At 35.0% G+C, this 14,221-nt stretch carries 12 protein-coding genes and 1 pseudogene; 7 read left to right on the top strand and 6 right to left on the bottom strand.

The genetic code is table 11. The features are described from left to right. Positions 1-20: 20 nt before the first annotated feature. Positions 21-1,832, top strand: coding sequence for a coiled-coil domain-containing protein (locus tag AAHF52_RS05150; protein ID WP_052264881.1), 1,812 nt, complete (start codon positions 21-23; stop codon positions 1,830-1,832). Next, the gene (locus AAHF52_RS05145; protein WP_007302305.1) at positions 1,817-2,764 is read left to right on the top strand and encodes an RluA family pseudouridine synthase; all 948 of its coding nucleotides are present in this window, start codon (positions 1,817-1,819) and stop codon (positions 2,762-2,764) included. The genes AAHF52_RS05150 and AAHF52_RS05145 overlap by 16 nt, the downstream gene beginning before the upstream one ends. Positions 2,765-2,770: 6 nt before the next feature. Here the strand turns inward: AAHF52_RS05145 and AAHF52_RS05140 are convergent, their stop codons facing one another. The 5 genes and pseudogenes from AAHF52_RS05140 to AAHF52_RS05120 form a co-directional block, all read right to left on the bottom strand. Next, positions 2,771-3,118 (bottom strand): diacylglycerol kinase, encoded by a 348-nt coding sequence (locus tag AAHF52_RS05140; protein WP_007302306.1) that lies wholly within the window; start codon positions 3,116-3,118, stop codon positions 2,771-2,773. 197 nt (positions 3,119-3,315) lie between these two features. Beyond that, positions 3,316-4,144 (bottom strand): annotated as a pseudogene (locus AAHF52_RS05135) (IS630 family transposase). A gap of 165 nt (positions 4,145-4,309) precedes the next feature. Beyond that, positions 4,310-7,528, bottom strand: coding sequence for a carbamoyl-phosphate synthase large subunit (gene carB, locus AAHF52_RS05130; RefSeq protein WP_019236851.1), 3,219 nt, complete (start codon positions 7,526-7,528; stop codon positions 4,310-4,312). A gap of 116 nt (positions 7,529-7,644) precedes the next feature. Next, positions 7,645-8,409 (bottom strand): SDR family oxidoreductase, encoded by a 765-nt coding sequence (locus AAHF52_RS05125; RefSeq protein ID WP_006013430.1) that lies wholly within the window; start codon positions 8,407-8,409, stop codon positions 7,645-7,647. After that, positions 8,396-9,211, bottom strand: coding sequence for a YihY/virulence factor BrkB family protein (locus tag AAHF52_RS05120; RefSeq protein WP_264376704.1), 816 nt, complete (start codon positions 9,209-9,211; stop codon positions 8,396-8,398). The genes AAHF52_RS05125 and AAHF52_RS05120 overlap by 14 nt, the downstream gene beginning before the upstream one ends. A 128-nt stretch (positions 9,212-9,339) precedes the next feature. Here AAHF52_RS05120 and AAHF52_RS05115 point away from each other — a divergent pair, with 128 nt between their 5' ends. From AAHF52_RS05115 to AAHF52_RS05095, 5 genes are all read left to right on the top strand, one after another. Further along, the gene (locus AAHF52_RS05115) at positions 9,340-9,678 is read left to right on the top strand and encodes a TrbC/VirB2 family protein (RefSeq protein WP_264376705.1); all 339 of its coding nucleotides are present in this window, start codon (positions 9,340-9,342) and stop codon (positions 9,676-9,678) included. A gap of 86 nt (positions 9,679-9,764) precedes the next feature. Then, positions 9,765-9,899 (top strand): hypothetical protein, encoded by a 135-nt coding sequence (locus AAHF52_RS05110; protein WP_264687584.1) that lies wholly within the window; start codon positions 9,765-9,767, stop codon positions 9,897-9,899. 16 nt (positions 9,900-9,915) lie between these two features. Further along, positions 9,916-10,872 (top strand): IS5 family transposase, encoded by a 957-nt coding sequence (locus tag AAHF52_RS05105; RefSeq protein ID WP_213863789.1) that lies wholly within the window; start codon positions 9,916-9,918, stop codon positions 10,870-10,872. A gap of 83 nt (positions 10,873-10,955) precedes the next feature. Continuing rightward, positions 10,956-11,102, top strand: coding sequence for a hypothetical protein (locus AAHF52_RS05100; protein ID WP_264376706.1), 147 nt, complete (start codon positions 10,956-10,958; stop codon positions 11,100-11,102). A 16-nt stretch (positions 11,103-11,118) separates the two neighbouring features. Further along, a complete protein-coding gene (locus tag AAHF52_RS05095; RefSeq protein ID WP_213863789.1) occupies positions 11,119-12,075 on the top strand; it encodes an IS5 family transposase in 957 nt (318 codons plus the stop codon). A 542-nt stretch (positions 12,076-12,617) separates the two neighbouring features. Here AAHF52_RS05095 and purF read toward each other — a convergent pair. Then, entirely contained in the window at positions 12,618-14,003 is a 1,386-nt protein-coding gene (gene purF, locus AAHF52_RS05090; protein ID WP_052265009.1) for an amidophosphoribosyltransferase, read from the bottom strand. Positions 14,004-14,221: the final 218 nt, after the last annotated feature.

The following is a 14,221-nucleotide window of genomic DNA, read 5'->3' as shown; positions in this document are numbered from 1 at the left end:
AATTAGGTGCTAGGAAGTTTATGCCTTTAGATATAATAAATCCTTTAAGTGTTAAAGTAGATCATAATTTTGCCAAAATAGATGATGCTATTGGTTTTTTCCCTAGATTATGGCATGCAGCAAAGAAATATTCCGTAAGTAACACTCTACCTATAGCAGCTGTAAATACTTGGCTTCAATTTTCTTTGGCTTATGTAGCTGCAATAATAATAACTAGTAATAATTTAAGCTTTATTACAGATATTTTTAACCCAACATTCATGCCAATTTACACTTTGGTTTCTATTATTCTTTTAACAACTTTTGCAGCCTCTTCTGCTATGAGATATATGCATAAGCAGAAGATAAAAGAAGGAAAAAAGCCGATAGAGGAATTAATAAATGATAAAATTAGAGGTGGCAAAGACAACGAGATAAGTGAACTTGCTGAAAATGCTCTAAAAATAGAGATAAAACCAAATTTAAGTTTTACAAGTCACAAAAAAGCAAGCTTTTCAATAATTTTGCCAATCTCTGAAAATCAAAAAAAAATATTAGATGATCAAAGACAAGAGAATAAGAATAAGGCAATTTTTCTTACCATACCATATGTAATTAGTGCTGTAATTATAGTTGGTGCGTTAATACAAAATAGACTGAGCTTTGCCAATATTCAGGATTTGGAATGGGCCATAGTTGCACTGGCTAGTATCATTGCTATTGTTGGGATATGTATAACATTCAGCAAGCTAAAAAACAATGAGATAAACAATAATCATAATATTGTTAAAAAGTTTAACAATTTGGATATTCTCTTTCCATTCAGAAGAGGTGGGGTTGTATCAGTAATGGAAAAAAAGACAAAAGATGAAGAAGAAAATGATTCTACATCTCGATTGATAAAATTACTTGATAAGCACTTGACTGATTTTACAGATAAAATTGTTGACTCACTTGATAAGCAGTTAGATGAAGTTAAAGGTCTACTCGATAATAAGCTTCTAAAGCCTGCAAATGATGAAATTAAAGAAACACTTGTTCATCTACGAAGAGTCAGAGAAGACATCAAAGAAGATTTGGATGAGTTGCACAAGGAAATCTCGCCCATTTTAAGTGAAGCTAAAGGGCTGGTAAAAAGAGCAAGTTCACTAAACATTGAAAGTATTTTTTCTAGTTTAGATAATGCTATTAAAATCGCTGAAGATAAGGTTGAGCGATTTGAACCAAGCAGATTTGTTGGCTTTTTTAAATCTGGGGAAAGCACAGTTAGTGATGATCCTTTGTTTATAGATATGTTGGAAAAGCAAAAAAAAGAGGCGGAAAAGATAAGGAAGAAATTAGAGGAAGAGCTAAAAAAAGTAAAAGATGAACTAGAAGAATTAAAGAATAAACAAACTCAATCAACCGAACCTAATAGCAGTGAAGGCAGTATTACTGCTACTTCTCTTGAAAAACAGCGAGATGAAGAGAAAAAAGCAATAGAAAAAAATAGATTATTAAAATCAAAAAAAAGGATGAAAGAGCTGGAGCAAGAAAATGCAAAATTGGAAAAAGAATTATCTGAACAAGAAAAAATGGATGAATGGAGAAAAAAAGTTAACGGTAAAGCAAGTGGCTTTCTATATTATTTATTAGAGTCTATTAAGCTAGAAGAAAAAGATAAAAAAGAAGAAAAGAGGGAGTTAACGCTACGGAATTTTGATAATAAAATAATAATTTACTGGAAAGATGGCTCTCAAACAATTTGCCACATTAAAAAACAAGACGGCCTTCAAATTCAACCTAGTACAAAAGTTGATTTTGTGAATCCAGATGTTCATGCAGCATTTGAAGTAGCATGTTCAGGACTTTAAATATTAGTAGTGAAGAGAAAAAATTAAGATTAGATACTTATGTAGCTAAAAAATGCAACATATCTCGCAGTAAAGCGCAAAGATTGATACAGAATGAGCAGGTGAAATTACTTGGTATACCGATAATTAATAATGATCACATAGTAAAACCAGGTGAAGAGTATGTGGTGCATCTCATTCAACCTGACATATCCACATCAATTGAGCCTAATTATGACATAAAACTTGATATCGTCTATGAAGATGATGACATTATAGTTCTGAGTAAACAAAGTAGATTAACAGTACACCCAGGTGCTGGAACAAACAATGATACACTCCTGAATGCAGTGATCGCTCACCTTGGCAAAATTCCATATACAAATACAAGACCAGGAATTGTTCACAGGCTTGATAAAGATACTAGTGGACTCATGGTAATTGCAAAAAATGAACAATCCCACAGCTTCTTGTCTGAACTGCTATCAAATCGTAAAATAAAACGGGAATACTTAGCAGTAATTTGGGGAGCATTACCTAATCTGCAAGGAACAGTAAAAACCCATATTGCTCCAAAACGCAGTAATAAAGAAATGATGTGTGTCACAAAAACAGCAGGTAAATTAGCAATCACTCATTATTCAGTGAAGAAAATTATAGGGCAAGCAAGCCTGGTTAAATGTACTTTAGAGACAGGCAGAACACACCAAATTCGAGTACACATGAGCCACATAGGACATTCTGTAGTTGGTGATCAAGTTTACGGAAAAAATAGTAGTAAAAGTGAAAAACATGCTAAAAACTCTGACTTTATCCGTAATTTCAATAGACAGGCACTACATGCTCACACGCTAGGCTTATATCATCCAAAAAGTAAAGAATATATAGAATTTGTTTCTGATTTACCACAAGACATGCAAGTCTTAATCGGTGAATTTGAAAATATATCTTAACAACATTCATATCAATATTATCATCCATGTTATCAAGAAATTAATTAATGAGAGAAAAACTGCTGCACTACCTAGATCTTTCACTTTTTTTGAAAGTATATGTTGTTCACTGGAAATACGCTCAATTGTTGTTTCAAAAGCAGTGTTAATAATTTCTACAATTAACACCAAAAATAGGCTACTTACCATTACTGCACGTTCTAAATTACTTACATCTAAAACAAACAAAGTTGAAACACATATTATAAAAAGCAGTAACTCCTGTCTAAACGCAACTTCTGATACAAAAGCTGATTTTATTCCTTCACAGGAGTATTGAATTGCTTTTATTAGACGAGTAATGCTTTTCTTCATTATCAATTTTGGAAACTCAATGAATTACACTTATTGCACTCAGGTAAAAAATGCATGAAAATACCTTTCAGTCGTGATCACTTACAAAGATTTTTAAGTTAAAGTCTAGCATATTGTTTGAATCAAGAAAATTAGTACAAAGCCTTTCAACAAACGCTCAAGGCAGTTATAGCATTTCTCATAATAGTCCGAACAGGTCATAGGAAGGCAGAATCAACAGCACGACGAAAGGATTCGAATAGAGGAATGTTTTTCCTGGCTCTGTTTTTTATAGCAAACCAATAATGCTCAATTTTGTTGAAATCTGGAGAATATGGAGGAAGATATAAAATTTCTGCACCAACTCCTTTAGCAAATCTTATTAGACTTATGAAAAGTAGCATTATCAAGGATAACAGTTTGTCCAGGTTCCAAAATCGGTGTCAGAAACTGCTCAAACCATTTATTAAAGATATCCATATTGCAGTGGCCTTTAAAGGTTAACGGAGCAATTATTTTTCTTCCACTTAAGGCTGCAACCATGCTAATTCGTTGAGTTTTCTTTCCAGATTTTAGGGCATAAAACCGCTGTCCTTTCTGGCAATACCCATAGGTTCAGTGTTATCAATGCCAGACTCATCTATATACACTAATTCTTTAGGTTCTTTTGTTGCTATAACCTTTGAAAATTGAGCTCGCTTTTCTTCATTTCTTTCTTTATATCCGTAGGTCTTTTTTTTCTTGTGAATCCTATATTTTTAAGTGCTCGATGAATTGTTTGTCTACTAATATTGCCCCAGCATCTCTGACTGAGTTTTGCCACCTTGCTCATTTGCAAATTCGGCAAATGCATTCCAGTCGGTAATTTTATGCCACGCTTCCAAGCTTTTTTGATTGAAAATCTCCCGTTTTCTCACGTCTTTTCTTCCACTCATATAAAGTTGTTTCTCCAATCTTAAATCTCTTGGCAACAGTTTCTCCACTCTCTCCTTCATCCAATGCTTCCATTACCTTTTTTCTTAAGTCATAACTATATGCTGCTGGCATGCTTACCATCACTACTATAAATCCATATCTTACCTTTTTTGGACTATTATGAGAAGTGCTATATATATTGATACTGACACAAAAATCCTTTAATTAAATTTCTCTCGCCTTAGCTTACACGATCCTCATTTTGAAATAAGTAATAATTTATTATAGTCTTGATATTTAAACATTTTGTATCTGCTGTAATGATTTCACTTCCAATTTGCTATTCTTTACATATTGAATTGCAAGCGCTAACGCTTTACTCCCAGAAGCTGTGGTGCTATAAGCTATATTTTGCAAAATAGCAGTTCTCCTGATATCTTTGCTATCTGAAACTGATTTCACACCTTTTGAGGTATTGATCACTAGATTTATTTTTCCATCTTTGAGCATATCAACTATGTGGGGTCTGCCTTCTCTCACTTTATTTACAGCTTTTGCAGCAATGCCGTTATTGTTCAGATACGAAGCTGTGCCTTTGGTGGCATATATTTCAAAACTCAGTTCTTTCAACATTCGTGCAACAGGCAATATACACTCTTTATCATCATCTTTTACTGAAACCAGAGCTGCTCCTTCTGTTGGTAACTTGTATCCTGCAGCCATGTGCACTTTTGCAAGTGCAGCTTCGAAAGATAAGTCAATTCCCATCACTTCTCCTGTTGATTTCATTTCAGGACCAAGTAAAGTATCAACTCCTGCAAAGCGGGTAAATGGAAAAACAGCAGCTTTAACTGCAAAATGATTGAAAGGCTTGTTTTCCTGATTCAAATTTTTACCCAAAATAACCTGAGTGGCAAGCTTTGCAACAGGAATGTTGATTACCTTGGAAATGAAAGGAACTGTACGGCTAGCCCTTAAATTCACTTCAAGTATGTATACATCACTCTCTTGAACAGCAAACTGAATGTTTATCAGACCTTTCACTTTTAATGCTAATGCTATTCTTTCAGTTTGGAGCTCGATCTCTTTTATTACTTCGTCACTCAATGTATTTGTCGGTATTGAGCATGTTGAATCGCCAGAGTGGATACCAGCTTCTTCAATGTGCTCCATGACCGCTGCAATGAAAACTTTTTTCCCATCACATACAGCATCAACGTCAACCTCAACTGCATTGACTAAAAATTTATCAAGAAGCAGCGATCCGTGTTCAAAAATTTTGGTTTGATTCAAGACATACTCTTTAAAGCTCTGAGTATCGTGTCTAATCGACATAGACTGACCGCCGAGGACATATGATGGCCTGACTACTAGTGGAAACCCCACCTTTTCTGCGTTGGTTAACGCTTCTTCTACTGAATGGCAGATAGAATTTTCAGGTTGTTTTAAATTAAGTTGCAAAGCAAGATTTTTAAATCTCATGCGATCTTCTGCAAGGTCAATAGAATCAAACGAAGTTCCCAGAATTTTGAAACCTCTCTCGTTAAGCACTTTGGCTAACTTTAAAGGCGTTTGCCCGCCGATTTGAACTATTACACCAACCAGTGTGCCATTTTCTTGCTCTTTGCTTAGTATTTCAAGCACATCCTCTGCAATCAGTGGGGCGAAATATAAACGATCAGCGGTATCGTAGTCAGTTGAGACGGTTTCTGGATTACAGTTAATCATTATTGTTTCATATCCCATTTCTTTGGCGGCAGAAGCTGCATGTACGCATGCATAATCAAACTCAATACCCTGACCAATGCGGTTTGGACCACTTCCTAAAATGACAACTTTTTTTCGATCCGAAATATTCGCCTCACATTCCGTTTTATTTTCAACATCACCCTCATAGCAGCCATACATATAAGCAGTGCTCGATTCAAATTCAGCTGCACAGGTGTCTACACGTTTATAAACTTGTTTAGTACCAAACCTTTTCCTTATTGCTTCAATTTGCTCTACTTTCTTATTGCTTAACTTTGCCAACCTTGCATCTGAAAATCCCATTTTTTTCAGCTCTAACATTTCATATGCAGTTCCAGGAAGGCCGTTTTCCTTGATTTTTTGTTCAGCCAAGATGATTTGCTGTATATTTTGCAGAAACCATAAGTCATATCCTGTAATCGAATTTATTTCTTCTATGCTAATTCCGTGACGCATTGCGTCAGCAGCAATCAGTAATCTGTTTGGCAGCAATTTTGCTAATTGAGATTTAACATCTGTGTCTTCAGAAAACACTTCATCAAGTCCCGTGAGCCCTGTTTCAAGTGAGCGAAAAGCTTTCTGTAGTGACTCATTAAAAGTGCGGCCTATAGACATTACTTCTCCCACTGATTTCATGGAGGTTGATAGTTCACAATTCGTCCCCTTAAATTTCTCAAACTCAAATCGAGGAATTTTAGTGACGATATAATCAATCACTGGTTCGAATGCAGCAGGTATAACTGGAGCACAGTCGTTACATATTTCATCGAGCGAATAGCCAATAGCAAGTTTAGTTACAACTTTTGCAATAGGATAGCCTGTTGCTTTCGAAGCAAGTGCAGAGGAGCGAGAAACCCTTGGATTCATTTCAATTACAACGAGGCTTCCATCTTCTTTAGGATTCACTGCAAACTGAACATTTGCACCACCGGCGCTAACATCAATTTCTCTCAACACTGCTATAGATGCATTTCTCATCTGTTGGTATTCTACGTCACGCAGAGTCAAAGCAGGAGCAACCGTGATACTATCTCCGGTGTGCACTCCCATTGGATCAATATTTTCTATCGAACAGACTATTATGCAGTTATCTTTACAATCACGGATAACTTCCATTTCATATTCTTTCCAGCCGATAATTGATTCATCTATCTGAACTTCATTTATTGGTGAAATTTTTAGAGCACTTTCTGCAATATTGAAAAACTCCTCTTTATTGTATGCTATGCCGCTACCTGCGCCACCAAGAGTGAATGATGAACGGATGATTGCTGGTAATCCAATGTAATCCAAAGCCTTTTTTATTTGTTCTTGATTTTTTATAATGATACTTTTGGGGTATTTTAGACCTATTTTATCCATGGATTGGCGAAATAATTCTCTATCTTCCGCTTTTTTTATTGCTTCTCTATTTACTCCTATTAATTCTACGTTGTATTTGTCTAACACTCCATCATCTGCAAGTTTTATTGCGCAATTGAGTGCTGTTTGCCCGCCCATTGTTGGCAATATTGCATCTGGCATCTCCTTAATTATAATTTTCTCTATGATTTCAGGTAGCACCGGCTCAATATAAGTTGCATCAGAGAATTCAGGATCTGTCATTATAGTTGCGGGGTTGGAGTTAACTAAAATGACTTTATAACCTTCACTTTTTAATACTTTACAGCTTTGCGTTCCAGAATAATCAAACTCGCATGCCTGACCTATAACTATTGGGCCTGCTCCTATTACTAATATAGATTCTATATCTGTGCGTTTTGGCATAATTACAATAATAGTCTCGACTCAAATAATGTTACCAATCTTTCCTGTGTATGTGAATTTTTATTAAACCTAACTACCTTTAGGCTTAACAGTATCTTTGCAGATACTATGGTAATTTACTCGGGAGATTTGCTAAGTGGTAAGATTTGTCCTGATATGCTACAATCTTCAGAAGCAAGTTCTACAAATTTGTCTGTCAGTTTATCAGGTGGCACCAATTCAGATATATCTTTTCCCGAAAATGCTTGCTTATACATTTCACTATCGATAGGCCCTTCCGAATACACGGCATTTATGCATAAGTTCGTATGTTTTGTCTCAGATGCATATATCTTCACCATTGCTTCTAGTGCAGCCTTACTTGCAGCATATGGTACCCAATATGGATAAGAGGAAGGAGAAAGTGTTATCTCTGAGGTCATGAATATCGCTCTTCCAGCATTAGACTTTTTTAGTATTGGACCCAAATTTTTTAGCAAGTACCAACTGGCAGTAAAATTTGTATTCATTACGTTCTGTAGATCTTCAAGCTCACAATCATGAACAGAGCTCAACTTACCTAAAATTTCAGTGCATGCAATCAGTATATCAAGTGTTCCAGATTCTGATAATTTTGGGCTTTCTATCATATTTGCCAGTTTTTCTACGTTTTCAAAGTCTAAAAGGTCAAGCTGAATTAGTTTCACAGAGCCTTCTTTCAGCTCTTCAATTTCGTTATACAATGGCTTGAGATTATCAAGAGATCTGGAAATCAGAATTACACATGCACCTTCTTTTACAAATCTTTTTGCAACAGAAGAGCCTATTCCACCTGAAGCTCCGGTAATTAAAGCTATTTTACCTTCTAAGTCACCCATTTCTTTCTCCTTAGCAAGATCCATTGAAATATTTTAGCTGAAAATTAAATTTTGCTCCATATATAAAAATCAAACTTAGCACATAAAAAAATAGTAACGATACTATCACACCACCTAAACTTCCATATATCAAATTCAGTTGGTCAAAGGAAGCTTTTAAGTATTGCTTGAAAGCTGAAGCAGAGATCGTCCAAAGAATAACAGCTACACAAGATCCGGGAAATACGTCTGATAAGTTTTGTTTTATGTTTGGCAATGTAAAATATAGCCAAGATACTATAGTAAAAAGCAAAAACTCAATAAGTAAATATCTAGTATAACTTAGCCCTTGGTAAGAAAAATCAATTAATATTGGCACTAATGTAAAAAATACTATAGTCAGAGTTGTAACAAGCGTAATTGCTAAAAATTGTAATATACTGAGCACCCTTCTCCATATATAAGGCGATGAAACCGGGACTTTATAGGCCTTATTCAATATCGTTCTGAATCCTTCAATTGTCGATGAGGCAGTCCAAACAGCGCCTACAATTGCCAAGGTTAATAAGCTTTGCGGAGGGCCTGATATTATCTCCCTAATACGTGGCATCAAAGATGATAAAATATCCTGTGGCATGTTATCAATAATAAATGCCCAGCCGACATTGTATTGATCTAAGAAATTTGCGAACGTTGATGCCATGGCCATTAAAACAATAAGAAAAGGAAATATTGATAACAGGATTAAAAATGATAGATATCCTGCGTGCTCCACTCCATCATTATAAATTGTGTCAATTAAAGCACGATAAAGGCAATAAACGATACTATAAAATTTCTGTAGCACTTGTAATACAAATAAACTAAGAAAAGTATTCTAAATGAAATAAAGCATACTTTTAAGCAAAAAATCCTCACCGTTTACTTAAATTTAATCAAATTGAAGGATAATCCAGCGTTAAATACGGAGGCATAATGAAAAACTTTCTTCTACTTGTAGCTTTAATTCTTTCCTTTGCGTTTGATGTACATGCTGATGAAACATCAGCAGTGATATGTAAAATAGTGAGCTATACTCACAGTTTGGGTGGACCAATGATCACGATAGTGATAATAGGTGCAGCATTGCTTGCAATATTTGGCAGAATGCCGTGGCCAGCACTTTTTGCACTTGGTGCATTTACTGCTGTGTTTTTTGGTGCTCCTGCAGTTGTGAAAGCAATAACAGGACAAGATGCATGTACAACTAGTAGTACAACCCCAACTTGCCCTAGTGGTCAAAGATGGGATGCAGCATCAAATAGATGCCGCTAGGCACTAAAATTTCAGAAAAACATTAGCAAATGGTGCTTCTTAAAGAAGCACCATCATTGCACGAACTTGTGATTTAAGAGCAATTTTTGCCAGTTCATCCAAGTACTGGTTTACTTTATGACGGTGTCATCCCAGTGCTTGACACTGGGATGGCTTTGTTGCACCACTCAAGGAAAGAACAGGCAGTTACTGATGGAATTTGTTATAAAATAGATATTTAGCCGACAAAGGAAAAATATGCCAATAAGAATGAAAGTCAGTAACTGCAATGAATATAACAAATTTCTTCAAGAAAGGGGAAATGTTTTTCATTATATCAACGATGCCATTGAAAATTGGTACGAAAATAGTCCAAAAGTAGCAGGTGGCAACAATGTCTACAGCGACAAAGTAGTGATTCTAATTCACATAATAACCTATCTATTCAGGATTGGTCTTAGGCAAACAGTGGGATTTATAGAGAAATATCTTGAGCAAATAGGGAAAATTTTGCAAATTATCAGCTATTCGCAGGCTTCAAGAAGGTTTAAAAAGCTTAATATCAAAATCAACGACTGCAGAGTTGATAAGAACGATATGGAAGATATTGAAATTGCTATAGATAGTACAGGTATCAGCATCTACAATAATATTCCAGGCCATAGTAAGGCAAATGGTACAGATAGAAAGTATCGCCGCTATGAGCAAACAAGAAAGCTACATGTAATGCTAGAGATAGGTAGTAAAAAAGTTATAGCTGCAAAATACAGTAGTGGAGTTTATTCCGACCACTATGGAGCCTGTGATCTTATTGAAAGAGTGGATACCAAGTATAACATAAGCACGATATATGCAGATAGGGCATATAATCGAAAGAAGTTATACAAACTGTGCGATGAGCTTGACATAAAGACAAGGATTCCTCCGCAAAATAATGCAGTAGAGCATCCAAAGTTGGATTATATGAATGAGAGAAATTCTACAATCAAGCTCATAAAGTCATATGATGAAGATGGTATGAAGAGGTGGAAAAAAGAGATAAATTATTGGAAGAGATCTTATATAGAAAGTTTTTTCTCGCGACTGAAGCAAATATTTGGATTTAGTTTTAGGAATAAATCTGAGATTAATCGTGAGAAGGAACTGCTACTCAAGTGTTATTTGCTTAACAAATTTACTGAAATAGGCATGGCTAAGTTTGATATAGCTTCATGAATTTATTATACATTACCCACTATCCGAAGAGCTGTGCAACAAAGCCCACTGGGATCCAGGAAATTTGATTGGATATTAAGTTTATGAGCATAAAAGCAGTTAATTTTATGTTAAAACACAACATTTTTGATGAGGCTGTATTAAGCGATGGATCCCAGTGGGCTTTGTTGCACCACTCAAGGAAAGAACAGGCAGTTACTGATGGAATTTGTTATAAAATAGATATTTAGCCGACAAAGGAAAAATATGCCAATAAGAATGAAAGTCAGTAACTGCAATGAATATAACAAATTTCTTCAAGAAAGGGGAAATGTTTTTCATTATATCAACGATGCCATTGAAAATTGGTACGAAAATAGTCCAAAAGTAGCAGGTGGCAACAATGTCTACAGCGACAAAGTAGTGATTCTAATTCACATAATAACCTATCTATTCAGGATTGGTCTTAGGCAAACAGTGGGATTTATAGAGAAATATCTTGAGCAAATAGGGAAAATTTTGCAAATTATCAGCTATTCGCAGGCTTCAAGAAGGTTTAAAAAGCTTAATATCAAAATCAACGACTGCAGAGTTGATAAGAACGATATGGAAGATATTGAAATTGCTATAGATAGTACAGGTATCAGCATCTACAATAATATTCCAGGCCATAGTAAGGCAAATGGTACAGATAGAAAGTATCGCCGCTATGAGCAAACAAGAAAGCTACATGTAATGCTAGAGATAGGTAGTAAAAAAGTTATAGCTGCAAAATACAGTAGTGGAGTTTATTCCGACCACTATGGAGCCTGTGATCTTATTGAAAGAGTGGATACCAAGTATAACATAAGCACGATATATGCAGATAGGGCATATAATCGAAAGAAGTTATACAAACTGTGCGATGAGCTTGACATAAAGACAAGGATTCCTCCGCAAAATAATGCAGTAGAGCATCCAAAGTTGGATTATATGAATGAGAGAAATTCTACAATCAAGCTCATAAAGTCATATGATGAAGATGGTATGAAGAGGTGGAAAAAAGAGATAAATTATTGGAAGAGATCTTATATAGAAAGTTTTTTCTCGCGACTGAAGCAAATATTTGGATTTAGTTTTAGGAATAAATCTGAGATTAATCGTGAGAAGGAACTGCTACTCAAGTGTTATTTGCTTAACAAATTTACTGAAATAGGCATGGCTAAGTTTGATATAGCTTCATGAATTTATTATACATTACCCACTATCCGAAGAGCTGTGCAACAAAGCCATCCCAGTGTCAGCTACTCGGATGACACCATTTGCTACGCAATTTACTTTCAAAAATGAATGCTCGTACAGCTGTGTGTCAGCTACTTACATAACACCTCTCGAAAATTACTTTAGTTGCAAATATTAAGAAATTTACCAAATGAAGAAAAAAGGCAAAAGAATCCCCGTGTGACAAGTTTTATAATGTAAATTGGCGCTATAATAATGTGCTAACAAGCGCGTTTTGGCTGAATGTAGAAAAAATAAAAAAAGCCGCTATAATTTTTGTGTAATTTGCCAATAAATATTTGAGTTTTTTACTGATTTTGTAATTGAGCCTGCAGGTCAAAAATAAGGATAAATATTCTTGGTATCATAGTAAAGGGAATGACGAAATTTGTAAAGTAGTTTTCACTCAAATGACGCCCAGGCAAAAACTATATGGTTATGCAAAAAATCTATTTTTAAAACTGTTAATATAACATAGAAAAAACCTCACCTTTATTAATAATAGATTACTTACCAATTGGGTAGTCACCAGTGAAACAAGCATCACAATATTGCGGTGTAGCGTTGTTACGTTTTTCTTCTTTAACAGCCCTGTATAGGCCATCAATACTCAAGAAGGCTAGGCTATCTATTCCTATAACTTCCTTAATTTCCTCTACAGATTTATTTGCAGCAATTAAATCTTTGCACTCTGGCGTATCTATTCCATAAAAACAAGAGTGCTTAATTGGTGGACATGAAATCTTTAGGTGAATTTCTTTTACTCCTGCATCTTTTAACATAACTATTATACTTCTGAGCGTGCTACCACGCACTATACTATCGTCTATTAAAATTATGTTTTTACCCTTTAAAATATGCTTATTAGCATTGAACTTTAATTTTATTCTAACCTTACGTATTTCAGGGATTGGCTGTATAAATGTTCTTCCTATATAATGATTACGAATTATCCCCAGTTCCATAGGTAATCCTGAATGCTTTGCATATCCAATAGCTGCAGGTATTCCAGAATCAGGTATTGGTACAATCATATCTACATTGTTCTTTGGTGGACTTTCCTTTGCAAGTATTCTTCCTATTTCTTTTCTTGTATCGTATATAGACCTATTCTCCATTATGCTGTCTGGTCTTGAAAAATAAACGTATTCAAAAATACAAAAACTTGATTTTTGCTTTGGGAAAGGAAACATTGAGGCTAGCTTACTATCCGAACTGATGGTAACTAATTCGCCTGGTTCTATTTCTCTAATAAACTCTGCATTTATTATATCAAGAGCACAAGTTTCAGATGCAAGAACGTAAGAACCGTTTAACTTTCCTAAAACAAGAGGCCTGATTCCAGATGGATCACGTACTCCAATAACTACTTCTTGATTGATTGCCACAAAAGAATAAGCACCTTGTATTTGCTTTAATGCATATATAAAACTCTCTAAAAAGCTATCTTTTTCACCGCTTGCTGTCAGATGCACTACTACTTCTGTATCAATATCTGACTGAAAAACACACTCTTGTTTAATTAATTGTTCGCGTATCGGAGAAATATTAATTAAATTACCATTATGTGCTATGGCGAAATCTCCAAATTTGCCACTTTTGCCAAACATGGGCTGCACTCCAAATTTACTACCACTGGTTGAGTATCGAACATGACCTATTGCACAATCTCCAGGTAAGGATTTCTTTATTTCATCTATATCATCAAATACGCTGCTCACTTGACCTTGAAAGTGATAAGAGAGCAGCTTATCGTTGTTACTGGTTACTACACCAAAAGACTCTTGACCTCTATGCTGCAAAGCGTGGAGAGCAAGTATAGAGTTAAAAGCAGCACTTTGGTTGCAACTTATGCCAAATACCCCACACTCCTCATGTACTTCATCAAGCATGAAAAATATTAAATAAAGCCTGATTGTACTTTAGTAGAGGTAAAGTACAAGAATTTTATTTGTTAATCCCTTTCAAAGTTGAAGCTTTCTACGGTAGTTTTGATGTATACCAGAAAGTAGATTATATGCAATTAACCAATTTTGAGATTTTTGACAATTTTTTAGCACTGAAGAGAAAAAGATATCTTTATTGACTTATCTATGTATTGAAGTAATCA

It is taken from the genome of Wolbachia endosymbiont (group B) of Melanargia galathea, from assembly GCF_964030625.1.
Taxonomy (GTDB): domain Bacteria; phylum Pseudomonadota; class Alphaproteobacteria; order Rickettsiales; family Anaplasmataceae; genus Wolbachia.
Note: the sequence above shows the minus strand (reverse complement) of the source record. Positions and strands in the feature narration are given on the sequence as shown.

What these genes read in the sequence shown, in the direction of transcription:
- AAHF52_RS05095 (WP_213863789.1), top strand. Translation starts at nt 11,119, where the DNA reads ATGCCAATAAGAATGAAAGTCAGTAACTGCAATGAATATAACAAATTT.
- purF (WP_052265009.1), bottom strand. Translation starts at nt 14,003, where the DNA reads ATGCTTGATGAAGTACATGAGGAGTGTGGGGTATTTGGCATAAGTTGC.
- AAHF52_RS05125 (WP_006013430.1), bottom strand. Translation starts at nt 8,409, where the DNA reads ATGGATCTTGCTAAGGAGAAAGAAATGGGTGACTTAGAAGGTAAAATA.
- carB (WP_019236851.1), bottom strand. Translation starts at nt 7,528, where the DNA reads ATGCCAAAACGCACAGATATAGAATCTATATTAGTAATAGGAGCAGGC.
- AAHF52_RS05150 (WP_052264881.1), top strand. Translation starts at nt 21, where the DNA reads ATGCCTTTAGATATAATAAATCCTTTAAGTGTTAAAGTAGATCATAAT.
- AAHF52_RS05115 (WP_264376705.1), top strand. Translation starts at nt 9,340, where the DNA reads ATGAAAAACTTTCTTCTACTTGTAGCTTTAATTCTTTCCTTTGCGTTT.
- AAHF52_RS05105 (WP_213863789.1), top strand. Translation starts at nt 9,916, where the DNA reads ATGCCAATAAGAATGAAAGTCAGTAACTGCAATGAATATAACAAATTT.
- AAHF52_RS05145 (WP_007302305.1), top strand. Translation starts at nt 1,817, where the DNA reads ATGTTCAGGACTTTAAATATTAGTAGTGAAGAGAAAAAATTAAGATTA.
- AAHF52_RS05140 (WP_007302306.1), bottom strand. Translation starts at nt 3,118, where the DNA reads ATGAAGAAAAGCATTACTCGTCTAATAAAAGCAATTCAATACTCCTGT.
- AAHF52_RS05100 (WP_264376706.1), top strand. Translation starts at nt 10,956, where the DNA reads ATGAGCATAAAAGCAGTTAATTTTATGTTAAAACACAACATTTTTGAT.